This window comes from Lysinibacillus fusiformis (assembly GCF_016925635.1).
GTDB classification, from domain to species: Bacteria; Bacillota; Bacilli; order Bacillales_A; family Planococcaceae; genus Lysinibacillus; species Lysinibacillus fusiformis_F.
On the sequence record NZ_CP070490.1, the window covers coordinates 4,732,221 to 4,756,246 of the forward strand.

Annotated in this window: 23 protein-coding genes and 1 pseudogene; 9 read left to right on the forward strand and 15 right to left on the reverse strand. The window is 36.6% G+C overall.

Features of this window, described 5'->3' with window-relative positions; all coding sequences use genetic code 11:
• Nucleotides 1-1,602, reverse strand: coding sequence for a nickel ABC transporter substrate-binding protein (nikA, locus tag JTI58_RS23460; protein ID WP_205444079.1), 1,602 nt, complete (start codon nucleotides 1,600-1,602; stop codon nucleotides 1-3).
• Between the two features lie 170 nt (nucleotides 1,603-1,772).
• Nucleotides 1,773-2,477 (reverse strand): YjjG family noncanonical pyrimidine nucleotidase, encoded by a 705-nt coding sequence (locus JTI58_RS23465; RefSeq protein WP_205444080.1) that lies wholly within the window; start codon nucleotides 2,475-2,477, stop codon nucleotides 1,773-1,775.
• A 359-nt stretch (nucleotides 2,478-2,836) separates the two neighbouring features.
• Here JTI58_RS23465 and JTI58_RS23470 point away from each other — a divergent pair, with 359 nt between their 5' ends.
• Complete coding sequence (locus JTI58_RS23470) at nucleotides 2,837-3,091, forward strand: hypothetical protein (RefSeq protein ID WP_205444081.1); 255 nt, start codon at nucleotides 2,837-2,839, stop codon at nucleotides 3,089-3,091.
• A 324-nt stretch (nucleotides 3,092-3,415) separates the two neighbouring features.
• Here JTI58_RS23470 and yfkAB read toward each other — a convergent pair whose 3' ends face one another.
• The gene (yfkAB, locus tag JTI58_RS23475) at nucleotides 3,416-4,519 is read right to left on the reverse strand and encodes a radical SAM/CxCxxxxC motif protein YfkAB (RefSeq protein WP_205444082.1); all 1,104 of its coding nucleotides are present in this window, start codon (nucleotides 4,517-4,519) and stop codon (nucleotides 3,416-3,418) included.
• A 250-nt stretch (nucleotides 4,520-4,769) separates the two neighbouring features.
• On the opposite strand from yfkAB, the pseudogene JTI58_RS23480 reads away from it, so the two are divergent.
• Nucleotides 4,770-4,988: pseudogene (locus tag JTI58_RS23480) on the forward strand (radical SAM/CxCxxxxC motif protein YfkAB); the annotation flags it as partial.
• A gap of 99 nt (nucleotides 4,989-5,087) precedes the next feature.
• Here the strand turns inward: JTI58_RS23480 and JTI58_RS23485 are convergent.
• The 7 genes from JTI58_RS23485 to JTI58_RS23515 all read right to left on the reverse strand — a co-directional run bounded on the left by JTI58_RS23485 (nucleotide 5,088) and on the right by JTI58_RS23515 (nucleotide 11,332).
• Nucleotides 5,088-6,278, reverse strand: a complete 1,191-nt coding sequence (locus JTI58_RS23485) for a hypothetical protein (protein ID WP_205444083.1) — start codon at nucleotides 6,276-6,278, stop codon at nucleotides 5,088-5,090.
• Between the two features lie 13 nt (nucleotides 6,279-6,291).
• Nucleotides 6,292-7,119: a hypothetical protein gene (locus JTI58_RS23490; protein WP_205444084.1), complete on the reverse strand. Its 828-nt coding sequence runs from the start codon at nucleotides 7,117-7,119 to the stop codon at nucleotides 6,292-6,294.
• Complete coding sequence (locus JTI58_RS23495) at nucleotides 7,116-7,805, reverse strand: ABC transporter ATP-binding protein (RefSeq protein WP_205444085.1); 690 nt, start codon at nucleotides 7,803-7,805, stop codon at nucleotides 7,116-7,118. The genes JTI58_RS23490 and JTI58_RS23495 overlap by 4 nt, the downstream gene beginning before the upstream one ends.
• Nucleotides 7,802-8,191 (reverse strand): GntR family transcriptional regulator, encoded by a 390-nt coding sequence (locus tag JTI58_RS23500; RefSeq protein WP_004230719.1) that lies wholly within the window; start codon nucleotides 8,189-8,191, stop codon nucleotides 7,802-7,804. The genes JTI58_RS23495 and JTI58_RS23500 overlap by 4 nt, the downstream gene beginning before the upstream one ends.
• A gap of 337 nt (nucleotides 8,192-8,528) precedes the next feature.
• Nucleotides 8,529-8,900: a VOC family protein gene (locus tag JTI58_RS23505; protein ID WP_205444086.1), complete on the reverse strand. Its 372-nt coding sequence runs from the start codon at nucleotides 8,898-8,900 to the stop codon at nucleotides 8,529-8,531.
• 939 nt (nucleotides 8,901-9,839) lie between these two features.
• A complete protein-coding gene (locus tag JTI58_RS23510; protein ID WP_205444087.1) occupies nucleotides 9,840-10,832 on the reverse strand; it encodes an LLM class flavin-dependent oxidoreductase in 993 nt (330 codons plus the stop codon).
• Between the two features lie 74 nt (nucleotides 10,833-10,906).
• On the reverse strand, nucleotides 10,907-11,332 hold the full coding sequence (locus JTI58_RS23515) for a hypothetical protein (RefSeq protein ID WP_243456236.1): 426 nt from the start codon (nucleotides 11,330-11,332) through the stop codon (nucleotides 10,907-10,909).
• A 215-nt stretch (nucleotides 11,333-11,547) separates the two neighbouring features.
• On the opposite strand from JTI58_RS23515, the gene JTI58_RS23520 reads away from it, so the two are divergent.
• The 5 genes from JTI58_RS23520 to JTI58_RS23540 all read left to right on the forward strand — a co-directional run bounded on the left by JTI58_RS23520 (nucleotide 11,548) and on the right by JTI58_RS23540 (nucleotide 16,624).
• The gene (locus JTI58_RS23520) at nucleotides 11,548-12,315 is read left to right on the forward strand and encodes a sulfite exporter TauE/SafE family protein (RefSeq protein ID WP_205444088.1); all 768 of its coding nucleotides are present in this window, start codon (nucleotides 11,548-11,550) and stop codon (nucleotides 12,313-12,315) included.
• A gap of 153 nt (nucleotides 12,316-12,468) precedes the next feature.
• Nucleotides 12,469-12,987, forward strand: coding sequence for an RNA polymerase sigma factor SigV (locus JTI58_RS23525; RefSeq protein ID WP_004230723.1), 519 nt, complete (start codon nucleotides 12,469-12,471; stop codon nucleotides 12,985-12,987).
• Between the two features lie 27 nt (nucleotides 12,988-13,014).
• A complete protein-coding gene (locus JTI58_RS23530) occupies nucleotides 13,015-13,869 on the forward strand; it encodes an anti-sigma-V factor RsiV (protein ID WP_205444090.1) in 855 nt (284 codons plus the stop codon).
• A gap of 149 nt (nucleotides 13,870-14,018) precedes the next feature.
• Nucleotides 14,019-15,143 (forward strand): GerAB/ArcD/ProY family transporter, encoded by a 1,125-nt coding sequence (locus JTI58_RS23535; protein WP_205444091.1) that lies wholly within the window; start codon nucleotides 14,019-14,021, stop codon nucleotides 15,141-15,143.
• Nucleotides 15,143-16,624: a spore germination protein gene (locus JTI58_RS23540; protein WP_205444093.1), complete on the forward strand. Its 1,482-nt coding sequence runs from the start codon at nucleotides 15,143-15,145 to the stop codon at nucleotides 16,622-16,624. Before JTI58_RS23535 ends, JTI58_RS23540 begins: the two co-directional genes overlap by 1 nt.
• A gap of 39 nt (nucleotides 16,625-16,663) precedes the next feature.
• On the opposite strand, the gene JTI58_RS23545 is transcribed toward JTI58_RS23540, so the two are convergent.
• The 3 genes from JTI58_RS23545 to JTI58_RS23555 form a co-directional block, all read right to left on the reverse strand.
• Nucleotides 16,664-17,083 (reverse strand): SRPBCC family protein, encoded by a 420-nt coding sequence (locus tag JTI58_RS23545; protein WP_205444094.1) that lies wholly within the window; start codon nucleotides 17,081-17,083, stop codon nucleotides 16,664-16,666.
• Nucleotides 17,084-17,329: 246 nt separating this feature from the next.
• Nucleotides 17,330-17,542: a PepSY domain-containing protein gene (locus tag JTI58_RS23550; protein WP_205444096.1), complete on the reverse strand. Its 213-nt coding sequence runs from the start codon at nucleotides 17,540-17,542 to the stop codon at nucleotides 17,330-17,332.
• A gap of 146 nt (nucleotides 17,543-17,688) precedes the next feature.
• A complete protein-coding gene (locus JTI58_RS23555) occupies nucleotides 17,689-19,449 on the reverse strand; it encodes an ABC transporter ATP-binding protein (protein ID WP_205444098.1) in 1,761 nt (586 codons plus the stop codon).
• Nucleotides 19,450-19,865: 416 nt separating this feature from the next.
• Here JTI58_RS23555 and JTI58_RS23560 point away from each other — a divergent pair, with 416 nt between their 5' ends.
• Nucleotides 19,866-20,627, forward strand: coding sequence for a TerC family protein (locus JTI58_RS23560; protein WP_205444099.1), 762 nt, complete (start codon nucleotides 19,866-19,868; stop codon nucleotides 20,625-20,627).
• A gap of 204 nt (nucleotides 20,628-20,831) precedes the next feature.
• A complete protein-coding gene (locus JTI58_RS23565) occupies nucleotides 20,832-21,341 on the forward strand; it encodes a ferritin (protein ID WP_009370301.1) in 510 nt (169 codons plus the stop codon).
• A gap of 642 nt (nucleotides 21,342-21,983) precedes the next feature.
• Here the strand turns inward: JTI58_RS23565 and JTI58_RS23570 are convergent.
• Complete coding sequence (locus JTI58_RS23570) at nucleotides 21,984-23,156, reverse strand: iron-containing alcohol dehydrogenase (protein ID WP_205444100.1); 1,173 nt, start codon at nucleotides 23,154-23,156, stop codon at nucleotides 21,984-21,986.
• A 17-nt stretch (nucleotides 23,157-23,173) separates the two neighbouring features.
• Nucleotides 23,174-24,019, reverse strand: coding sequence for an AhlS family quorum-quenching N-acyl homoserine lactonase (ahlS, locus tag JTI58_RS23575; protein WP_004231440.1), 846 nt, complete (start codon nucleotides 24,017-24,019; stop codon nucleotides 23,174-23,176).
• Nucleotides 24,020-24,026: the final 7 nt, after the last annotated feature.

Here is a 24,026-nt window from a genome sequence, read left to right on the forward strand (position 1 = left end):
CTATTTCACCTCATATTGATTGAGTGGCACTTCAAATTGCTGCATAGAAAACGATAAATTGGCTAGACGTTGATTGGCCACCAAATAATTTGTCCGATAAGATAATGGCATGAAAATCGCCTCTTCATGAATCATTTGTAAAATGGCTTCATACAAGCTACGTCTCTCTGATTCATCCGTTGAGCGAATCACTTTCGCAATATTCGCTGCTAATGGTTCTGCTTGTGCTATGCCTTTTAACGCATAATAGCCAATTTGCTTTTCCCCTGTCATCATCCGTAAATACATATGTGGATCATAGGGTGCTCCCCATGTATCATTCATAATGACATTAAACTCACCTGTTTTACTTCGCGTTCGGAAGAGTTGATCTTCTTCTCCAATCAGTTTGACCTCTACACCCAATTCCCGCCATGCGCTCTGTAAATATTCGAAAATAGACTTGTGTACTTGGTCATTACTGTTATACGGAATCGTTATGGTCAATGCTTGACCGTTTTTGGATCGGAACGGTGCCCCTTTTTCAAAGTGCCAGCCTGCTTTATCCAATAGTTGCTGCGCCTTTTCTAAATCATAGCTGTAAGAATCAAATTGAATATCACTATATGGAAACCCTGGAGCAAATAATGATTTGGCCTTTTGCTCAATGCCATTTAACACATGTTCAATAATTGTTTGACGATCAAAAGCATACTGCAGCGCAAGTCTGATATCTTTATCTTGGGTCACACCATAGACTGAGTTGAAAGATAGTATTCTAGTAGAGGAAGGTTCAGAAATCATCGTTTGATATTGTGGATTTTTTTCCAAAGCTCGGAGTTCCTCAGGCGCTAATTGACCACTTCCGAAAATTAAATCAATATCCCCTTTTTCAAGTGCCATCATCCGTGCTTGTGAATCAGGAATGATTTTGACGATCACTTTTTCTAACTTAGGCTTCTCTCCCCAATAATGCTCATTGCGTGTAAACTCAGCAAAATTGTCTTGCTGGTAAGCAGTTAAAATCCAAGGACCTGTTCCAACCGCTTTTTCAATGCCATCTTTGGTTGACCCGCTTGCTGGGAAGCCACTATCCCCTAACATACGTAATGGACGAATCAACGTTAACTCCTGTAAAAATGGATAGTAAGGCTCTTTTAAATGAATCTGTAATTTCAGCTCATCTAAAACTTCTATCCGATCAATGACTGCCACCACTTCTAGCCAACTATGCGGTGCAATATTCTCCACTACGGCTTCGATATTACGTTTAACATTGTCTGCTGTAAGCTTAGAACCGTCTGAATACAACACATTATCTCGTAATGTAAATAGGTAGCGCTTACCATCTTCGGACATTTCCCATGCTGTTGCTAATCCTGGCTCTATTTGTCCGTCATTTCCATAGCGTACAAGCGGATCATATAACATTGCCTGGGCAAACATTTCATTTGGAGCATACAGATGTGGATTCACTTCTCCAATATCCTTTGGCCAAGACATTGTTAAAACATGCTCTTGTTCACCTTTTGCCTTTTCTTTTTTCGTCTTGTCATCAGATTGTCCGCACGCCACAAGCACACTTACAATGAATAGGACTAGTATACTCATTATTTTTTTCAATTCACTTTCCCCTTTATCCAAATCGTAATCATTACTATTATCATTCAAAATCGAATTTTAAATGATTCAGGACTTTTTGTAAAGTAGATATCCAAAATTAAATTTTACTAGCGGCAAAAACATAAAAAAACACCTCCTCTGCTCATGGAACAAAGAAAGTGCCTTATTTCTTAATAGAGTGCTATTTTAGTATGCAATAGCTCATGTAGTTCATGTAATTTTTTAATTTCATAATGCGGTTCAATACCACTCGTATTTTCAATATTGCGGATGTTAAACCAGCATGTATCGATACCTGACAGCAATCCGCCTTTTATGTCTGATGTCAAAGAATCGCCGACAATAAGCGTTTTCGCTTTATCAAAATGCTCAATGCGTTCAAATACATAATCAAAAAAGGCAGGCATTGGTTTTTGATAGCCCGTTTGCTCGGAGATAAAGATGCCTTTAAAATATTGCGCTAAATCAGCATCCACTAGTCGTTTATTCTGTGTCAGCGTTACGCCATTTGATACGACATACAAATGATAGTGATTAGCTAGTTGAGCGATAACTTCATAAGCCCCCTCTACATAATGATGTGCTTCCTGTAAGTATTTTTGGAATAAAGATTCAAAATAGACGCCATCGACCTCCATCCCAAATTCTTTTAAAGCAACCGCAAATCTTGTATTATGTAGTGTATTTTTTGTCACTTCCCCACGCTCAAATGCTCGCCACATCGATTCATTAATTTCTTTGTAGCGCGCAATCATCTCGGGTGTAGTTGCTATCTTTTCCTCTTTAAACATGCGGTCAAGTGCTGCATTTTCAGCTAAATCAAAATCTAGCAATGTATCATCTACGTCAAACAATAATATCTCATATTTCGTCATGTTCATTCCCACTTTCTTCGATGCATTGTGACTATTTACTCTATATTATGATAACGTGTTTTATAAAAAATAACAGTAAAATGTCCTATGACAGAATATTAGGACATGTATGCGCTTTATATACATGCTAATCAGTCTATTGAAAAAAGGGAACTTTTTCCTATATTAGGTATTTGAAATTATCGATGAATATGAGACAATAGAATGCTAGAAAGAAAGATGTACGAAAGGTGACGACCTTACAAAAACGATCATGTTAGCGTAATTGCTTCTGTTGCAGGTTTTAAAATGAATGAACAATTTAGAGCTGCTGGTGATTGGTATTTTAATACAAAGCCATATTAAGGAGGTTTTTAGGTTTGCAAAAGTCTAGCATATTTAATAGAATTGCGTTAGTAGTGATGTCTATTATGGTTATCGGTGTTCTTTATTCTTTCATTTGGCATAAAGAGAGTTTTGATAGACCCATTTGGATACAACTTGTTATGACTTTTTGCTTTTTAATGTTGAGTATAAATAACTTTAGGATAAGGAAATATGCGATGGGTTGGATTTTTGCTGGGGTAGTAGTAGCTTTTGGAATCAGTATATTTTGGGATACTACTGCAGTTTAATCAATTATCACGCATGTCAATTAACTCAGATCAGCCAACGATTTCTTGTAAATTTTATGACAAAACCTCAAATTCAGATAAAGAGTAAAACGACAGTTTTAAAAAATGGCCTTACAAAGACAAAGGCTCAAATCCTGTGAATAACAGGCTTTGGGCCTTTTTTCTTTGTGTATTAAGGTACAATTAAATTGTATTCTGACAACCTTTTGAATTTAAACTGAGGTATAGTTGTTTAATACATACTAGGCTAGTAGTAAAAAATTATATAATACATATCGCGAAAAAACCTCCAATGTATTTTCCAAAGGAGGTCTTCCAATTTCATTATTTAACTGAACCACTAATAAATGTTTTATCAGGATAATACATATTCTTTACAATTACATTTGCACCTAAACATTTTACTGCTGGACAGTGACAATTAATGGATTTAGAAATATTTGAATCTAACCATCGCTCGTAAATTTGAGGTAATGATTCATTTTTAATATTTCCGAAAGCCGAACCATCATCCGAAAAATCTGTAACCGATATATCCCCTGTGAAAATATTTAAATTCATTCTTGATCGTCCATCAACATCATTTCTGATTGTTATATTATGTTCACTATTGATTCGCTTGATTAACGCTAAATCTCGCTCATCTTGACTACAAGGGTAAAATGGCAATGTACCAAATAATACCCATATGTCTTTATTTCTATAATCAAGAATTTCATTCACAACTTTTCTGTATTCATCCAAACTGATAACTTCTAAATTTTCAGCGAAGTCACTGGCATACATAGGATGAATTTCGTGTCGCTTACATAACATTTCGTTAGCCACTTCATTATGAATTTTCTCCATATGTGGGACAGTGTTACGATTTAACATTGTTTCAGCAGATACAAACATGCCACCTTTGGAAAGCTCTCTAGCATTGTCGAAAATATTGCGATATAAATTGCCTCTATATTCAATTGACGGTTGCTTGTCCATCATAGCGAAGCCTGTTTCAACAAATTCTTTTTCATCACACCAGTTATGCGATATGTGCATCACATCTAGATAAGGAGCAATTAATTCGTAATGAGACATAGGTAAAGTTAAGTTCGAATTAATTTGCGTCTTAATTCCCCTACCCTTAGCATATTTCAAAAGTGGTAACAAATTATCCTTTATACCCTTTTTAGTCATTAAAGGTTCTCCACCTGTAAAACTCATTGTACGTAAAGTTTCGACCTCATCTAACTTGCGAATAATTTCTTCTGTAGGTATTGCTGGTAATTCTTTCGTTAATAATGTGTAGCCCACTGCACAATGTGAACATCTCATATTACATAAATGCGTTGTAGTAAATTCAATATTTGATAAAGTTAATTTCCCATACCTATCAATGTCATGGTAACTTTCCCATTCATCATGCGTTTTCTGTACTGTAAACATAAAAAACTTCCTTTCCATACTTATAATTTTCGCACAGATAAAATAATTTTTAAAGTGTATTTATTTATAAATTATCTCGAAATCGAACTTACTCTTTATTAGAATCTTTTTTATTATTTTGTTTACATCTGCTCTATTTCTGACAACTATATTCGTATCCTCTTTTATCTTCTCTCCAATTAATATTTCTTGCGTTGCTTTGTAATTACAAGGAGTTAAGTGATATCCTTTAGTTTTCGATTTACAGTAAACAGGCGATGTGATCGTTACCGACTTTGGTGACACACCAGCTCTCGGCAATATTGTACATGATGAACTACCATTGATCTTTGACAAATGGATGGCTACCGACTTGGCGAAATCGCTTAACTGCCATTGTCCAGCTGTCAAATGCTTAGGGCCAAATGTACTTGTAAAAAATATGTATTATCAGGATGCCGCGTTTGTAAGTGGCTCTGCTCGCGCATAAGATAATTTATAAAGAGAGAAACTCCATGTTGAACAAAGACTGATCAACATGGAGTTTCTTTTTTCATATAGAGTTATAAATCGTAGGTTATCCCTGTTCTTAATGCTGAGTATATAATTGTTCAATAGTAAGTGAAGAATCCGCCTCTTGATTTTTTTTATCTTCGGAGATGATTTTTCCTTCATAAATCAATTCACCTGTTTTTAAATCACCGATAGACAACCACTGTCCGTCAGAAACACGATACACTAAATAAAATTTACCCTCTGTTATACGTAAAAAAGAAGCATCATTCTCACTCGTAATGCTTGAATATGGAATGATTAGAGGTTCTTCCCATTGTTTCTTTTCAATATGATAACGATGCAGTTTTAAACCATTAACTGAATAAACAGGAATGAATATCGTTTCTTCATGAATAAGCGTTGCCTTTCTATAGGGTTTTAACTCTTCTGGAATAACCCATTCCTCTACTTCATTGTTGGCGTTGTTATAAAGATAAATCTGACTGGAGATAACTTCTGCCTCAGAATCTTCTTTTCGATCACTGTATTTTTCCACCATATATAAATAATAATTTTCGTTTTGAATCATATTATTTTCATTAAAAATACGGATACTGGATGAGCCTCTTTCTTCCATCATAAATTTCGCAAGAATGGAATCCTTCACTAATCGCTTTTTGTTGTCATCAATTGTATAGATATGCAACTCTTCTCCGCCATTTATGGGATAGTTTGTTGTTAAAATATTTATTTTTCCATCTCCTACGTAGACGTCTTTCATATTGATCCAATCATAGCTTGTTTGGACTGGCATATGGATTTTAAAGGAGGAACTTTCATTTGTATTTTTATCCAGTGTATCGATTTGAACATCTCCCCATCCCCCTCTTCGACCATCATCTAGAAACGTTGTGTAAATCAAGCGTGTTTTGTCTTCAAAGTATTTTCTTGGGTCCAATTCCTTCCCTCTCATAAATTTACGGTGTTCATCAATATATTTCTGAAGAATCCTAGGCCCATTCGGGGCAATCAAATCTCTAAAAAAAGACTGATTATTTGGATTCGTGGAACCATCCTTTGATATGTACAACATATGATAAAAATCATTACTCTTATAACTTGTTTGAAGGATAAGATTTTCGATTTCTTCCTTGTTTCCGCTGATCGTTTCAATTTTAAAGGATCTATCATTTTTGGAAGCCATTGCTGTTTTTTGGATATAGTAAGAACTGATTATCGCCACGATTAAGATACTAATACATATTGTTTTCCAATATTTTTTCATCGTTATACCTCCTCTAGACCCTGATTTTATATTTTAGTAAATGATTCGCAATCCAAATGGCACTTCCTAAGACGATAATGCTTGCTACCACTACCATTAAGAAAATTTCAAGTGGATAAAAATAGTTTGTATAGAAATTAACGAAGAATATTGGAGCATAAAAGACAACGAGTGACAATAATCCATAAAAAATTGCACCAAAAATACCTTTTAAACCATAACTTCGCTCAATTAAAATGGCCGTAAATATTACTGCTACGAAAAGTAACCCAACTGTATATACCAGGATAAACTCTGTAAAGGTAGTCGGATACAGCCACCTCCACATATTTAGAGTAGAACTAGAATAAATTGAAAAATTTGATTGAAAATCTATTGGTATAATGCTATTAACAATTTGTTTTTCCATCAAAATCAGCAATATTTGCAAGGCAATCAATCCAAGAACCAGAAGCATAATGGTTGTTAATTTAGCAAAATAAATAACCATTCTTTCTGTTGGCAACATTAATAATCTGTAAATGAATGTATTTTTACCAAACCAATCTCGATACCCAATAAAGAAAACATAAATCATCAGCATGGCGATACATAAAAAGATTGGCAGCAGAAACCATTCCGAATCAGTGAATTGATCAAAAGAAAAAGTCCCATATTGCTCCTTATACTGGTTCATAGATAACTGTTTTTCAGCCATCATCTGTTTGGCATTTTTCATATAGGTTTGTGAGATGATCCATGCTCCAATAAGCTGACTAAGAATGGTCAAGCCAATTAAAATTAAATACAATTTAAAAAAGCGATTTACTTCAAAATTGACAAGTTTTAAATAGTTTTTCATGCTCGATATACCTCCCTCATCACATCAACAACTGATTTCCCTTCATTCTCACGTACTTCCTCCACGCTAAATTCCCTCAATACTGCCCCGTCATCGATAAGGACTGCTTTATCAATCAGATGTTCAATATCAGTAATTTCATGCGTTGTTATAATAACACCACGTTCTTCAATTAAATGGCTTGTAAATACTTCTGCAATCTGTTCACGAGAGAAAATATCAATACCAGAGAATGGTTCATCCATCAGTAAGTAATCGACATCCAGTGACAAACCTAGTAGCATATTCACTTTCGCTGTATTTCCTTTCGATAAGTTAGCAATTCGTTCAGTCGGATCAAGTTTAAAAAATTGCAGTAAATCTTCTGCCCTCTGAGGATTCCAGCTTTTATAAAAATCAGCCATGAACGCAAAAGCTTCACAGATTTTCATTTGTGGCAACATCGTTATCGTGTCTGGGATGAAGGTGATTTTTTCAAAACTTTTTTTTGTGATTTTTTCTCCATCAATTAAAATTTCACCGCTATTAATTGGTGTGAGCGCCATAATAGCTTTCATAACTGTCGTCTTTCCTACGCCATTTATCCCGATTAAACAAGTAATCTCCCCTTTTTCTGCAGTAAAAGAAAAGTCTTTTAAAACCTGTTTCCTGCCGTACTTCTTCTTCACATTTTTTACTTCAATCATTTCGATTCCTCCGCTTCTCCGCTTTCGGCATCATGTTTTTTCTTTACGAGTTCCAACACTTCTGCTAACGGCACATCGATGGATTTAATAGAGCCTAAAAATAAGTCAACCGCTTCGATAATCAATTCCTCACGGACATTTTTAAGTACCGCTTCATCTTTTGTAATGCAGCTAGGCATATTCCCCTCTGTAAAAATCAATCCTTGTTCCTCCATTTCCTTATAAGCTCGTTGTGCAGTATTAGGGTTAATCTTTAACTGATTGGCTAATTCCCTTCTGGATGGAATTTCCTGGCCAGGCTCATAAAATCCCTTGGCAATTTGTTCTTTCAAATGCCGAATCACTTGGACATACACCGGGTCCCGATTATTAAAATTTATAGTCAATTAACTCAACTCCTCAAAAATTAAATTCATGTATTAACCACTTAATACACAGTGTGCATAATGATGGGTTGCACCTATCATGGACATATTGTTTTTCAGTGTATTAATCACTTAATACACTGGCATTAAAAAAACGTATTAAACAGTTAATACACTTCTTGAAATGTATTATATGCTTAATACACATTTTAAGTCAATCATTTTTATGGAAATCACAACCATTTGTGAAAGATATAAGAAAATACTATTCAAACTAACTACAGCAGGTCAAAATGAATGATTTTTAATAGGGATATCAGCAATAAAAAAAGCGATTCTTAGATAGAATCACTTCGTTTCATCTGTGCTGGTCTAAAAGGATGATATTACCATCAGGGTCTTCAATTGTAAGATTTGCTGGCCCATTGCTTGTTTCATCTGCTTCAGATAATAATGACATCCCCTTTGCTTTAAGCTCTTTTTGAATAGCTCGAATGTCTGTAAATGACTGAAGATTCTCAGCATTTTCATTCCATCCTGGATTAAATGTTAAAAGGTTCTTTTCAAACATTCCTTGGAATAAACCAATGACACAACCTTCATTTTTCATAATGAGCCAGTTTTGCGTTATATCACCCATCATCACTTCAAATTCCAGATTTTCGTAAAATAATTTTGATTTGTGAATATCCTTCACACTTAAACTTACAGAGAATGCACCTAGTTTCATCATAATCCTCCAACAAAAGTTAATTTGGTAAATTAAGTATACTTTTTATTAAGATTTTTGTTATTATTTCTTCTTAAAAAATAGTAAATCACATAAAGTAAAGCCGAGTGAAAAAGCCATTGACCAAAATACAATTTGATAAAAATCGATTTTTGATGGCTCTATTACATAGTAAATGATTAAGCTACAACTACTATATAAAATAAAACAAATCATGAATTGATAGAACCTTTTTCTTTTATCTATTTTATTCAATTTTCTTATATTGATTAGAGATATCAAGACGAAGAAAATACAAAATAAAAGAAGGAAAATTAAAAAACTAAATACAAATTTTGCTGCAAGTAAATGATCAATATCCTGATATACAATAAAAAAGGTAATGATCATTCCAACTACAATTAGCATGTACAACATGCCTGTAAAAATCTTTTTCTTCAATTAGACTACCCCAAATTCTTTATTTATCGTTACGCCCATCTTCTCAATAATCATGCGATTTGTTAACTGGTAATTAATGCATGATACTTTGTATTTATTTCGTACTAACAATAAAACAAATTTTTTTGTTCACAGGACGTATAAAAAATAATAGTTGATCTATACTATTAAAGATTTCACTTCAAATCCAATGACTAGGAGGGTTAACCCGATGAGTGCGATTGATCGATAACTCAGAAGGACCATCAAAGCTGAATAAGCTAAAGTACAGATTTCTTAGGAATATCTTAAGATCCTATGCGGAAGCGAGGCAGTGTGTCATGGAGCAAAAAATGTAAGTGGTAATCAGACCCGGAAATTTATTTCCGGGTTTTCTATTTTGTCTATCTATTTGCAATTAGGAATGGCTTATTCAATTTGTTCTAAAACCAAAATAAAACAAAAAAAAATCACCTCGTTGAATAATTACGAGATGATTTTTAGCAAACTTTATTTTTTCTATATTAATTCCTTTGCCAGGAATCTATAGGTATTTAAACGACTTTCTAATTCATATTGATTGCAATTTAGCATCACTTCATCAAAGCCATAGCGTTCTTGCTCGGCGCTTAAAAAAGCAGCAACGTCTTGTGGGGTCCCAACAAGATTCGCCTTGCGATTATTGTCAATCGTCAATTTATCCATTTCTGTTAATGGATAATCCTTTGCTTCTTCAGGTGACATCGTTTGAATGATTTGCCCTTTCATTAATTGAAGACGAGAAATATCGATCGGTTTAGCTAAATATTCCGCTTCTTCTAATGTAGGGGCAACGGTTGCTGCATATGTCACAATGATTTGTGGTTTATCCATATAATAAGAAGGTGTGAAGTAGGCTTTATAGGCATCAAAGATATCCTTTGACATATTGCCAGTGAAAAATTGTGCATACGAATAGCCTACTCCCAATTGTCCAGCATGCATTGCACTCTGACCACTCGAGCCTAGTAACCAAGCCTCTGGTAATGAAATATGAGCAGGAGCTGCAACGACTTGATCATAGACATGTTCACCTGTTTTTTGATTATTCATCAGTTTTAAAATGATTTCGAGCTTATCATACTGTTCCGTGAAGCGTTGTCGTCTTCCCTCTGCCAATGCATAAATAGCTGCATGATCACCGCCAGGAGCTCTACCCACACCAAAATCAATACGATTTGGTGCTAGTCCCGACAATGTTTTAAAAACCTCTGCTAGCTTATAGGGTGAATAATGCATCATCATGACGCCACCTGTACCAATGCGTAGGCGTTTTGTTTTCGCAGCTAAAAAAGCAGCGGTTACTTCAGGAGCTGAACTCGCCAATGACTGACTATTATGGTGTTCAGCTAGCCACATTCGATGATAGCCAAGTTCTTCACCTAGTAGTGCTAGTTGTTCTGTACGTTGGAAGGCTTCCTCTGCAGAATGACCTTTTGGAATGGGCATTTGATCTAACATACTTAATCTCATTTAAAACATCCTCTCTGTCTCTAGCTCCCCCTTTTACTGTAATACAGTTTGGATGATTTACAAAATAAAAAACCTTACTCATAAGCTAGTTGTTTCTTTTCCCATGTGTGATAGACCATGCCAACAAGCTTTTGTTGTTGTTGCTGATTTAATACGACATCTTTAAATTTCATTGCCTCTAGAGAAAATTGCTGCGTTTGTTCGTTCACGACAAATTGGAGGATAGCATGTCCTTTTTCGTCTTGAAACGTTATTTCACCTGATAATTCTACAACTTGTTCCCCTGTTTTCGCTTCATAATAGCGCCAGTAAGGTTCAAAAAAAGCGTAATTAAATGCATTTCGAACTGTGACATCCGAAAAATTCTCCAAATAACCTTCCTTTACGGTATCAATATACTCATGGTCTGTTATATCTTTTTTTGCATTAAAGACATACCCTACAAGTACTCCCATAAACACAACACAGAGAAATACGCGTATATGATTTCCTAAACTCATGTCATCACGTCCCCTTTACGTAAAAACACCATCATTTACATAATACATCAAAATAATGACTCCAAGTAGAAATTTTTTGAATAATGTAGAAATTATCATCAACTTCTATTCAATCACTTCATTTACTGCTATCAAAAAATAATGGCAAGAGTATTTACAGCCCACCCTCATTTCGCTACTATCAGTTTATTATGATAGAAAAGAGATGACCTATTGTGCCTTTTGATTTAGATGTAAATATTTTATTAATCTTACTCCTCTTCGGTTTTTTAGCAGCCTTTATTGATTCAGTGGTTGGAGGAGGCGGGCTTATCTCTTTACCAGCTCTTCTGTTTGTTGGCCTTCCTCCCTCTGCTGCAGTAGCAACCAATAAATTGGCAGGTACGATGGGTTCCCTTACTAGCACAGTGACATTTTATCGCTCTGGTAAACTAGATATTAAAGCCGTCTATAAGCTATTTCCCTTTGTCTTTTTTGGTTCTATGCTTGGTGCTTGGATTGTCCACTTAATGGACCCAAGTGTATTGAAGCCCTTAATGCTGATTATGCTTGCAGCCGTGGCCATCTATACCATCTTTAAAAAAGACTGGGGCAGTATGACTACCTATAAACAATTAACGCCAAAACGCTCTATTATTTTTGTTATCGTAATGACGCTTATTGGCTTTTATGATGGCTTTTTAGGACCTGGGACAGGCTCATTTTTACTGTTTGCTTTTCTCATGGTTGGTTTTGATTTTTTACAATCGGCGGGGAATGCTAAATTCTTAAATTTTGGCAGTAATATAGCGGCCCTTCTTATGTTTATATACTTAGGACAAATAAATTATGCCTATGGTCTACCAATGGGCCTAGCACAAATTGCAGGTGCCATAGTTGGTTCAAAATTTGCCATTAAACGCGGCAGTGGCTATGTACGTAAATTATTTATCGTTGTGACCATTCTATTACTCTTGAAAAATACATATGACTATTTTTCATGATCAGCCGTTATACTAACGTATGCCAATACTATAGAACGATCAAACTTATCTCAATTGGGGTAAGTTTTTTCATGGCATCAACTTTTTCCCTCTCCTCGTACGTCTAGTAAATGTATACAATTTGACAATGTTAAAAAAGGAGCTTCTTTGGACATGAGAACAAGAAATGCATTTCAACATGAAGAGGTGTTTGTCCAATTCATTCGAGAACAAAAAGAGCGTTTTTATTTGCTCGCGTATAGCTATACAAAAAATGAACAGGACGCACTAGATGTTGTACAAGACAGTATCCAAAAAGCCATGCTTTCATTAGATCGACTTGAAAATGTGACCTATATGAAAAGCTGGTTTTATAAAATAGTTGTCCGTACAGCCATAGATTTTTTACGTAAGCATAAACGCTTACAAGTGACAGATGATGATACATTACAATATTTAACACCTGCTCAAGAGGATGTTTATGAGAATGTTGACTTGGAGCATGCGTTGGATGAACTCCCGCAAATGTATCGAGAGGTTGTCATTCTCCATTATTTCGAGGATTTAAAACTCGCTGACGTGGCGAACATCCTCGACATTAAGTTGAGTACAGCCAAATCACGTCTTTATAAAGCATTAAAACTATTGAAAATACAACTGGAAGATGTGAAGGGAGAAACTGCACATGGATAAAAATTACAGGAGTTAGAGAAACAATATATGAAAGTCCCGATTCCAAAAGAGCTAGACTTCGTGGTTGAAAAAGCACTTAAGCAAGGTCAAAAAAAGAAAAAAAATCGTACACCTCAATGGGTCCTTGGATCTGCCGCTGCAGCCATGCTATTTACAGCTGGTTTAAATGTAAGTCCTGCAATGGCACGTACACTCTCAGAAATTCCCGTGGTTGGTAGTGTGATAAAAGTATTGACTTGGACAGAATATGAAGTGGCTGAAGATACTTATGATGCCAACATTAAAGTACCTTCTATTGAAAACTTAGAAAATCAAGATCTGGCGAATACATTAAATGAAAAGTATCGTGCAGAAGGTAAAACACTTTACGATGAATTTATGGCAGAAGTGGGCGATTTAAAATTAAATGGCGGAGGTCATTTAGGTATTGATAGTGGTTTCGAAATCAAAACTGATAATGACCAAATTTTATCGATCGGCCGTTATGTTGTAAATACTGTTGGTTCGTCTTCAACGGTGATGGAATACGATACGATCGATAAAGAAAACGAAATTTTAATTACTTTACCAATGCTCTTTAAAGATCAGCACTATATTGAAACAATCAGTGAAAATATTAAAGAACAAATGCGTACACAAATAGCTGAATCGAATCAAGATAAAGTTTACTGGGTAAAGGGTGCTGGCCTTGCCGATGAAGAGTTAATGGAGGAATTTACAACTATTAAACCTGATCAGCAATTCTACATTTCTGATAAAGGCAAGCTTGTGATTTCCTTTGATAAATATGAAGTGGCACCTGGCTATATGGGCGTTGTAGAGTTTGAAATCCCAACAGATGTCTTAAAAGAAAATCTTGTAAGCACAAAATATATTCATTAATTTAGCTTACGTTTCCTATGATGAGGTATTGGATGATGGTGTCGTCCAATACCTCATTTTTTTCATGAAACCATACCATTTTCTGCTTATAAAGCCGACTTTTTTTGTCAAAGCTAATATGTATCAATCTATGTTAGAGGGTTTTCAACATGAAAAGTGTAGGATCAATCAGTATTTTACATGTCATCTTCCTATCAATGACTGTTATTGGCTTAAAAAATCATGTAACCATTATTCCTCCACTACTAGATGTGGCCAAAAGAGATGGCTGGCTGTCAGTATTATTTGCTGGAGGAATTATTTTCTTTTGGCTATTTTTATTAGTATATATTCAATCAAAATCTAATCAGGAGCCCATCCGAGATTGGCTCGATTCAAAAATCGGGAAAATTGGCTCTACTATTGTTGTTTATACAAATGCTATTTTTTTAATGATTATCGCTGCTTTTACAATGGTTGAAACATTGCAATGGATTAATACTACATTTTTACCGCAAACGCCTGTTATCATCTTATTATTTATCTACACCATTCTGTGTATTCTTCTTGTGGCGACTAGCTTACAGACAATTGTCATTTTAAACGTTTTTGTATTATTCGGTGTAGTTATCTTTGGCTTTTTCGTTGCCTTTACGAACATGCAGGTGAAAGACTATGAATTATTGCGTCCATTTTTTGAACATGGATTCCAACCTGTATTGCGAGGCATGATTTTCCCTGCATCCGGGTTTATTGAGCTTTTAATGCTGCTATTTTTACAGCATCAATTTAAGGAACGTATTCGCTGGTATCATTTTGCTATTATGCTGGCCATTTTAGTAGGACTGACATTAGGACCATTAATTGGGGCCATTACAGAATTTGGACCGAATGAAGCAGCTAAGCAACGCTATCCTGCCTACGAAGAATGGGGATTAGTGACAATCGGTCGCTATATCGAGCATCTTGACTTTTTCTCCATTTATCAATGGCTGACAGGAACCTTTATTCGTGTTAGTTTCCTTTTGTACATTGTGGCAGATTTATTGAAGATGACAGGAGATCCGAAGCGTATATGGCAAATGCTTGCTCCTCCCTTCTTTATTCTTTGTTTACCATTAATCATGCTAAATGAAAGCTTATTTTTAAAAGTTAAAGGACATTATTTTCTTACAGCCACTTTTATTTTTTTCTTTTTACTCTCAATATTTTTCGTAGTCGTAGCTTTCTTGTCGGATAAATCTTCTAAAAAGGGGAAAACTGAAAAACAAGATAGGAAAAGTGGTGAAACATAATGCCTCAGCAAGAACAGGCGCTAGATCTTAGTACGCTCAGAAAATTATTTCAAAAATCGGCAGATATTCAATTTCAGGAATATATGTTTAATCAGCAGAAAGTACACTTTATTACGTGTGATGCTATGATTGATCAACAAATGCTTAATGAAGTGATTATTCAACGTATTCAGTATTTATATGATCATTTGGATGAGGTCCCCTTTGAAGAGAATATCGCAAGGCATCTTCATGTTCCAAGTATTCAAAAAGTACAAGACAAGGAACAGCTGATAACTTTTGTCTATAGTGGCTTCTTGTTGTTGTATTTTGATGAAGGCAATCTTTTATATGCAAGCAATATTGCCCAAAAGCCAAATCGTCAACCTGAAGAAACGCGCATGGAGGTTCTTGTTAAAGGACCCAGGGATAATTTCATTGAAGATATTCGCGTCAATATTGCATTGATACGAAAACGCTTGCCGACCAATTCTTTTTGTGTAGAAAAAATGGAGCTTGGGAAACGATCGAAAACTACGGTAGCCATTCTTTACTTTGATGATATTGTGGATATGGATATTTTGCATGGAATCAAAAAGCAGCTTGCAGCCGTCGATACGGATATTGTTTTTAGTGGCGATTTATTGATGGAACGAGTGAATAAAAATTCCAAGCTTTTTCCGAAGTTTGATTATACAGGGCGCCCTGATTATGCGGTTCAAGCCTTGGCAAGAGGTCGATTTATCATTTTTGTAGATGGTGTCGCCTACGCCGTCGTTACACCGGTTAATCTGTTTCTATTACTGAAATCGGCTGAGGATAATGAATACCCTATTATCTTTAGTTCACTCGAGCGATTATTAAGGATATTCGGTATTTTAATTGGGCTATTACTCCCTGCATTCTGGCTTGCCTTAACAACCTATCATCAAAATCAATTGCCACTCCAACTACTCGCAACCGTTGTACAAGCGAAGGCGGGCTTACCGCTCCCCTCTTCGCTTGAAATGCTGCTCATGTTGCTCATGTTTGAATTGTTTCGTGAAGCGGGCTTGCGTCTACCCTCCGTTATAGGTGGGACCATCAGTGTTGTAGGTGGATTAATTATCGGCGATGCTGCTATTCGAGCAGGCGTAACGAGTCCTGAAATGATCGTTGTCATCGCTATTTCTACCATTGCCTCCTTTACATTGGTGAATCAGTCACTTGTTACTTCTGTCAGCATATTGCGTGTCGCCTTTATCTTTGCCAGTGCCTTTTTTGGATTATTCGGCTTCTTTGTTTCTTTATATCTGACCCTGCTTTACTTAAGTAATATTCGAATATACGGTTACTCTTACATGAATCTGGCAACAGATCTAAATTGGGCTACCATTAAAAAATCCATCTTTCGTTTGTCACCTAAGGGCTATACAGAGCGCAACAAAGCACTGGCTCCTCAGGATTATACACGAACTTCAAAAGGGCATGAAAACAAGGATTCTCCAAATAAAAACAAATAGCATCCCTATCGATTGTGAAGGGATGCTATTTTTGTTCGCTCAAATATTTTGTGTCCTTTCTTTAATAGCGTCCAGTACACTTTCCCAATGATTTTTCATTTCTTCTCGTACTGTCTGATCAGAAAGATGTTCCTGATGAAAGCTAATGGTTGTTTTATTACGATCTTTTGGTAAAATACGGATTTGTACGGTAGATGGTTTTGACCACTCTTCCTTTTGCCAAGTTAATCGAAGCTGCTCTAACGGTTTAACAATCCTGATTTCGCCTGACCCTGTCTTTGAATGGTATTTGTGCCCAGGCTCAAATATAACTGAAGTGCCTTTACCTAGCCATGTACGTACCCCTTCTGTTGTCGTGAGCAATGCCCATGCTTGCTCCTGCGAAATTGGAAATGTCCTTCTAACCCCTACTTGAAAGCCGACACTTTTCGTTTGACCGATGATTTTTTCGTTATCCATTGCTTCACCTCTACTATTTCATGATTTATAGTGGGACTGTTGTGTTCTATTCGATTTACTTGCTTAACATTCCTTCTATGTATTCACAAATTTCACTAAGTAAGGATCATATTTGTACTTCATACAAAATTAATTAGCACAGAAATATCACTTTAGAGCAATTAACCCAAACTCTGGATTTTTCATATTAAAAAAACCCAGGTTCAAATAATTTGAGTACTTGGGATTTACTTTATTTATAATCAATTAATCAAAATCATTCTCTTCCTCAATTTTCCGAATGACGCCTGTCTTTGCATTTACTTCTACTTCGTAAATCTTATTCTGAGCAGTCAAAATAAATATTTCATAGACTAAAGTTCCATTTTCCATATCCATGCCATAATGTATGATTTGACCTGGCACCCTTTGCATAGCATGTTGAAGCGATACCCTTTGATTATTCGATGGCATTACCATTCAATCATCTCCCTCTTACTACATAAACCTATATTATGCTTGTAGGGAAATAGTATGCTTTTGATACAACATAACCAGTACAAGTAACTAAGGGAACCAACTAAAAAAGGGAAATTGTTTTAAAAACAATCTCCCCTTTCCTTCATTTACGTCAATTCCACAAAATCTTTCTGAACGCTTTGTTCTGTTTGTCCTTTGCGAAATTGAATATGATGGAGTTTGGCAAAGATACCATTTTGAGCAACAAGCTCGTCATAAGTACCATCCTCTTCAATCCCTTTCGGTGTCACAACTAATACGCGATCTGCATTGCGAATAGTTGCCAATCGGTGGGCAATAACTAATGTTGTACGATTTTCAGCTAGCTCTGTTAATGATTGCTGAATAATCATCTCTGTTTCCGTATCTAAGGCAGATGTTGCCTCGTCTAAAATCAAGATCGGTGGGTTCTTTAGGAACATACGAGCAATCGCTAGTCTTTGCTTTTGCCCTCCTGATAATTTTAAGCCACGTTCGCCAATTTGTGTATCGTAGCCATCTGGTAGCTCTGCGATAAATGCCTCTAAATGAGCCTTTTTCGCTGCCTCTCGAATTTCCGCTTCACTGGCGTCTAATTTTCCATAGGCAATGTTTTCGCGAATCGTCCCTGTAAATAAGAAGACGTCCTGCTGTACGATACCAATTTGAGCACGCAATGATGCCTGTGTCAAATTACGTATATCGATGCCATCAATCGTAATAGCACCATTTGTCACCTCATAAAATCGAGGAATTAACGAGCAGATTGTAGTTTTACCAGCACCCGAAGGCCCTACAAAGGCAATCGTTTGGCCAGCTTTTACATCAAATGATATATCATGTAAAACTTGTTTTGATGCATCGTAATTAAAATCAACATGATTGAATGCAATATCACCATCTAAGTGTTTAATGACCTTTGCATCCTCACGATCTTGAATTTCTGGCTCCTGTTCGATTAATTCACGGAAGCGCTTAAAGCCGGCCATCCCCTTCGGATAAAGCTCTAATAATGCACTAATTTTATCAATTGGTTTAATCAAGACATTCGTATATAAGACAAAGCTTACTAATTCACCGTAAGAAAGCTTTCCATTAAAGCTTAACCAAGCACCGACAACAAGCACTACTAGTGTTAAGAGGCGTGTCATCATGTAAATACTGGAGTGTGTCCCTGCCATAATTTTATAGGCATATAGTTTTGCCGCACGGAAAAATCCATTTTGTTCTTTGAATCGGCTAATTTCAAAAGCTTCATTCGTAAAGGATTTTACAACCCGTACACCGGATACACTATCCTCCACACGTCCATTGACATCAGCAATTTTGCCATACATCGTTTTCCATGCATTGTTCATTTTGACATTACTAAAGGTCACAAGCCAAGTTAAAAATGGCACCATGATCACTGCAATTAAAGCGAGTGTAGGGTTCACATTAAACATAATAGCAAAGGCACCAATAAAGGTCATGATCGCAATAAATAAATCCTCTGGTCCGTGATGGGCAAACTCACCTATATCAAATAAGTCATTGGTAATCCGACTCATAATATGTCCTGTTTTGGTATTATCAAAAAAACGAAATGATTGTCTTTGTACATGCGTAAATAATTCCTGTCGCATATCCGTTTCAATGTTAATGCCGAGTTTATGTCCTAAATAGTTTACGATAAAGTTCAAGAATGTACTAATTGCATAAACAAGCAGTAATAAGACACTTACTTTCACAATCATGCCCCAATCGCCTGATGGCAATAACTCATCGATAAACCACTGAACAGCTAATGGAAAGGCAAGCTCTAAGATTGCTACAATGATGGCACTCGAAAAATCGATGACAAACAATCGTTTATGTGGCTTGTAGTAGGAAAAAAATTTTCTATACATGTTTGTCCCCTTTCTAAGTTGTAAAAATTTCGCCTATCTTTTAATAGTACCATTTGTGCAAACGTAACGGAAAAGTATTTTTTCTCCATAGCAGTATATTTTTATTTACTTTCATTTTATTGCATGCTATGATTGGTGTAAGAATTGAATAGCTTTTGACTTTATTGTCAAAGGGGAGTAGCTAGCGGATGCGATCGAAGCATCTGATTCACATTCGTCATTACATGGTTTCTTACCATCGGGTGTGATGGCATAATTTGTCTCACAGAATACATTCTGTGCAACGAACAGTAAATTGCTTAGCAAGACCTTTGCCTATTTTTTAGGCAGGGGTCTTTTTCTTTTGCTTAAAATTGGGAAGAATATGTTAGAAGCAATCATTCATTTCTGTTCATTAATTAAAGGAGGAAACAAATTTGGAGGCAATTATTTTAGAATACGCATGGGTACTCGTCGTATTAATTGTATTAGAAGGTTTGTTAGCAGCAGACAACGCAGTCGTAATGGCAGTTATGGTAAAGCATTTACCAAAAGCACAACAACAAAAAGCTTTATTATATGGATTAGTGGGGGCATTTGTTTTCCGTTTCGCCGCATTATTCCTTATTACAACACTCGTTAATTTCTGGCAAATCCAAGCAATAGGTGCAGCTTATCTATTGTTTATGTCTATTAAGCATATTTATGATTCACGGAAAGCATCCCAAAACTCCGAAGAAATCCAAGAGCCGAAAAAACAATCTGGCTTCTGGATGACGGTTGTAAAAGTGGAACTTGCTGATATCGCGTTCGCGGTAGATTCTATCCTAGCAGCGGTTGCTATTGCTGTAACGCTACCACATATCGGCGATTTTGATATCGGTGGTATTAATGCAGGACAATTCGCCGTTATGTTCTTAGGTGGTATTATTGGGGTCATCATGATGCGATTCGCGGCTCGTTGGTTCGTGAAAGTTCTTGATAAATTCCCTTCACTGGAAACAGCTGCCTTCCTAATCGTTGGCTGGGTGGGTGTAAAATTAGCTGTATTAACATTAGCACATGAAAAATTAGGTGTGATTCCACACGAATTCCCCCACTCTACTATTTGGAAAGCTATTTTCTGGATTGTTTTAGTTGCTATTGCATTAGGTGGCTACTTAATCGGTGTCAAAAATCAAAAGAAACAAGCACAATAATGATGAAAAATTCGCTTCGATTACGATCGGGGCGATTTTTTCTAGCTTCTTTTTGAAAATTAAAAAGAAGGAATCTTCTAATTGAGAACGAATATCAATTAATTTTTGCACAAATTGCCTTGAAAATTAATTTTTTTGTATGTTACTACCTCTACACGGTATACTAGTAAAGAAGTCATTTACTGCAAAAGGAGGAAAACTTTTATGTTATCTGAAAAACTACACACAGCTCTTAACGAACAAATGAATTTTGAATTCTACTCTGCGCATGCCTATATGGCAATGGCAGCCTATTGCACTGATCAAGATTATGATGGCTTCGCTAACTTCTTTTTAGTACAAGCAGAAGAAGAACGCTTCCATGCCATGAAATTTTATAATTTCCTAAGTGATATGGGCTATCGTGCGACAATCCAAGGTTTTGAAAGCCCAGGCAATCATTTCGAATCCATTTTAGATGCCTTTAAAACGGCTCTATCACACGAAAAAGAAGTAACTCGTCGTATTTACAATTTATCAGACATTGCTTTAGATGAACGTGAGCATGCGACAATGGCCTTTTTAAAATGGTTCATTGACGAGCAAGTGGAAGAAGAGTCTACATTCGATACATTAATTCGTAAAATCGAGCGTATCGAAACTGACTCAAACGCTATCTTTATGCTAGATGCCGAACTGGCAACTCGTACTTTTACACCAGATGCGGAAGCGTAATATTTCTTATAAAAAAATCTGCCATTAAGGCAGATTTTTTTCATAGTGTTGAAAAACAAAACAGTCAATTGAAAGGTAGAAATGGATTTCCGTTGCAGGCTACTTGCTTTCCTGTGGGCGAGCGCCGAGCCGCTTCCTCCGCTCCCGCTCCGTGCAGGTGCTCGCCTGTCTCGCTATCCCACGGGAGTCAAGTAGCCTTCCACTCCAACCCACTGACTTTTTAGCAAAGGTTTTCAAATAAAGGGAAGGTGCTCACTGCTCTTTATGAAGAGGTGTTGTCACGCATCACTTCTCCACATTGAAAATAAGAGTTTATCCCCTCTAAGAATACAGTTAATGGGCGATTTGATCGCTATGCTACTATGAAAAAAAGTAAAGACACTTTTGCAGCATGGTTGATTGGAGTGGAGCCAGCGTCACTCCTTGGGGATTTAGCGTCACAGAGGAGACCCTGGAGCGAACGGAAGTGAGTGAAGCGGCTCATCGGACGGCCCCCTGGAAAGGACGCTGGCGGAACGGAAATCAACCCCTCACCTTGCAAAGTTGCTTTTTCTGCCGTTGACATCATCTTTTTTCAACAACATGAAAAAAATCTGCCATTCAGGCAGATTTTTTTAGTTATTGAATCTTTTGAAAACCTCATTACGGTTCTCGCACCACACCAGCAAAGGAAGCTTGATAGATTTGATAGATATCTTCACGCTCTAATGGCATCGGACTTCGCGCTAAAATACGCGTTTGTTTTGTAGCATCCTCTGTTAGCTGTTCAAGTGCTGATACAGGGATATTGAATCCTTGTAATGTTGAGGGAATTTTCACATCTTGAACGAGTTGTTGTAAGGCATCAACACATTTATAGGAAGCCTCTTCTTGCGATAAATAGGAAGATGATATTCCCATGGCATCTAAAATATCTTTCATTCGTTTTTCACAGCTTTGACGAATATACCCCATGACATATGGTAATAGTACTGCATTGGAATCACCATGAGCTATATGGAACTGACCTCCCAGGGGATAGGCTAAAGCATGGACACCTGCTACACCGGCATTGAAAAAGGCTAATCCTGCTAAATAGCTGCCATAACTCATATCTGTGCGCGCTTGCTTGTCTTGCCCATTATGGACAGCTGTTCGTATTGACTGGCTAATTAATCGGATAGCTTGTAGTGCAAGTGCATCTGTTACTGCATTCGCATTTACTGATACGTAGGCTTCTATCGCATGAGTTAACGCGTCTACCCCAGTCGCAGCCGTCACCTTCGATGGTAAGGAAATCGTTAAGGCAGGATCTACAATCGCTACATCCGCTAATAAATAATCATGTGTCACGACATCCTTGGTTGTATCCAGTGATAGCACAGAAATATTTGTTACCTCTGAGCCTGTCCCAGAAGTGGTAGGAATTAAGATTTTAGGTAACCCTTTATTATCTAATGTTTTCGTTCCTGTTAGGTTTAAATAATCTGCAACTTTTCCATCATGTTTTGCTAATACCGCGGCAAGCTTTGCTAAATCTAGTGCACTGCCCCCACCTACACCAATCACCAAATCAAATGGATGCTTTCTCGTAAAATCAACCAGTTTTTCACCAATTGCAAGCGGAGGCTCTGGTGCAATATCAGTATAAATGGTTGTTGTATAGCCTTTCTCAATCAAAGGCTTTTCAACATTGTCTGTTAGACCTATTTCTTTTAATAATGGATCTGTCACGATCAAAATATTGTGCGCGTTAAACTTCTTTACCTCTAGCAGAAGCTGACTCAAACAGCCCCAGCCAGTATAGCTAGCAGGCGTAAAGGTTAATTTATGCATGGCTTCTCTACTCCTATCTATTCATAATAGCCTTCCGTCGATTTTCTAAATGATTTAAATTGAATAGGATCATGTCCAAACCATACTTGTGAATTTGTTTCATGTGCTAGTCTTCGAATCCGTTCCACAGTTGTATTATAACCTACAGAATCGTAGATAATGCCTGGTGGCTTGACAGGAGGGCCAAAGCTTTCTGCCGTATAAATGGCATCTGAAGCTAAAATAATACCACCTGTGTCAGGCATTTGAATATGCAAACCTAGCATTCCCCAAGCGTGACCACTACCAAAATTTAATACCTGTATCCCTTCAGCTAGTTTTACATGATCCTCGCCACGTTTGATTAAGCGCCATTGTAGATTGTTTTTAATCCACATATCAATGTCACCCCAAACATAGGCACCGTCTTTCACGTTTCTAGCATATGTTTGTAATGTGCCATTAAACTCATCTTCCTGTACAATAATTGTCGCATTTGTAAAGAGTTCTAAGCACCCTGCATGGTCGAGATGCAAATGAGAAGCAACAACATATTTGATATCCTCTGGACGAACATTTAATTCTTCTAGACGATGATGTAAATAGCATTCTTCTGGCATATTAATAGGAAATGCTTTTTGCGTAAATTCACCCCATCGCCCTTCTGGACCCATCGAGTTTGGATTGCATGCTGTATCAAATAGAATTTTGCCTTCTGGATGATCAATCAGTACTGTATAAACAGGGAACTCAACAAATTCATTTGGCTGGTTTGGATGATCGATGGTTGCGGGATTGTGCATCGCAATCATATAATTTTTATCCATTCGCATCGTACCATTGTCCATCACATACAATTTTGGATGTTGTTTAATCATTTTCATTTTCCCA

Excerpts from the sequence above, each read along its gene's own strand:
- JTI58_RS23545 (WP_205444094.1), bottom strand. The coding sequence starts at position 17,083 with ATGGATAACGAAAAAATCATCGGTCAAACGAAAAGTGTCGGCTTTCAA.
- JTI58_RS23495 (WP_205444085.1), bottom strand. The coding sequence starts at position 7,805 with ATGATTGAAGTAAAAAATGTGAAGAAGAAGTACGGCAGGAAACAGGTT.
- JTI58_RS23540 (WP_205444093.1), top strand. The coding sequence starts at position 15,143 with ATGCCTCAGCAAGAACAGGCGCTAGATCTTAGTACGCTCAGAAAATTA.
- yfkAB (WP_205444082.1), bottom strand. The coding sequence starts at position 4,519 with ATGTTTACAGTACAGAAAACGCATGATGAATGGGAAAGTTACCATGAC.
- JTI58_RS23550 (WP_205444096.1), bottom strand. The coding sequence starts at position 17,542 with ATGGTAATGCCATCGAATAATCAAAGGGTATCGCTTCAACATGCTATG.
- JTI58_RS23565 (WP_009370301.1), top strand. The coding sequence starts at position 20,832 with ATGTTATCTGAAAAACTACACACAGCTCTTAACGAACAAATGAATTTT.
- JTI58_RS23490 (WP_205444084.1), bottom strand. The coding sequence starts at position 7,119 with ATGAAAAACTATTTAAAACTTGTCAATTTTGAAGTAAATCGCTTTTTT.
- ahlS (WP_004231440.1), bottom strand. The coding sequence starts at position 24,019 with ATGAAAATGATTAAACAACATCCAAAATTGTATGTGATGGACAATGGT.
- JTI58_RS23515 (WP_243456236.1), bottom strand. The coding sequence starts at position 11,332 with ATGAGTTTAGGAAATCATATACGCGTATTTCTCTGTGTTGTGTTTATG.
- JTI58_RS23535 (WP_205444091.1), top strand. The coding sequence starts at position 14,019 with ATGAAAAGTGTAGGATCAATCAGTATTTTACATGTCATCTTCCTATCA.
- JTI58_RS23510 (WP_205444087.1), bottom strand. The coding sequence starts at position 10,832 with ATGAGATTAAGTATGTTAGATCAAATGCCCATTCCAAAAGGTCATTCT.
- JTI58_RS23485 (WP_205444083.1), bottom strand. The coding sequence starts at position 6,278 with ATGAAAAAATATTGGAAAACAATATGTATTAGTATCTTAATCGTGGCG.
- JTI58_RS23505 (WP_205444086.1), bottom strand. The coding sequence starts at position 8,900 with ATGAAACTAGGTGCATTCTCTGTAAGTTTAAGTGTGAAGGATATTCAC.
- JTI58_RS23465 (WP_205444080.1), bottom strand. The coding sequence starts at position 2,477 with ATGACGAAATATGAGATATTATTGTTTGACGTAGATGATACATTGCTA.
- JTI58_RS23555 (WP_205444098.1), bottom strand. The coding sequence starts at position 19,449 with ATGTATAGAAAATTTTTTTCCTACTACAAGCCACATAAACGATTGTTT.
- JTI58_RS23570 (WP_205444100.1), bottom strand. The coding sequence starts at position 23,156 with ATGCATAAATTAACCTTTACGCCTGCTAGCTATACTGGCTGGGGCTGT.
- JTI58_RS23525 (WP_004230723.1), top strand. The coding sequence starts at position 12,469 with ATGAGAACAAGAAATGCATTTCAACATGAAGAGGTGTTTGTCCAATTC.
- JTI58_RS23530 (WP_205444090.1), top strand. The coding sequence starts at position 13,015 with ATGAAAGTCCCGATTCCAAAAGAGCTAGACTTCGTGGTTGAAAAAGCA.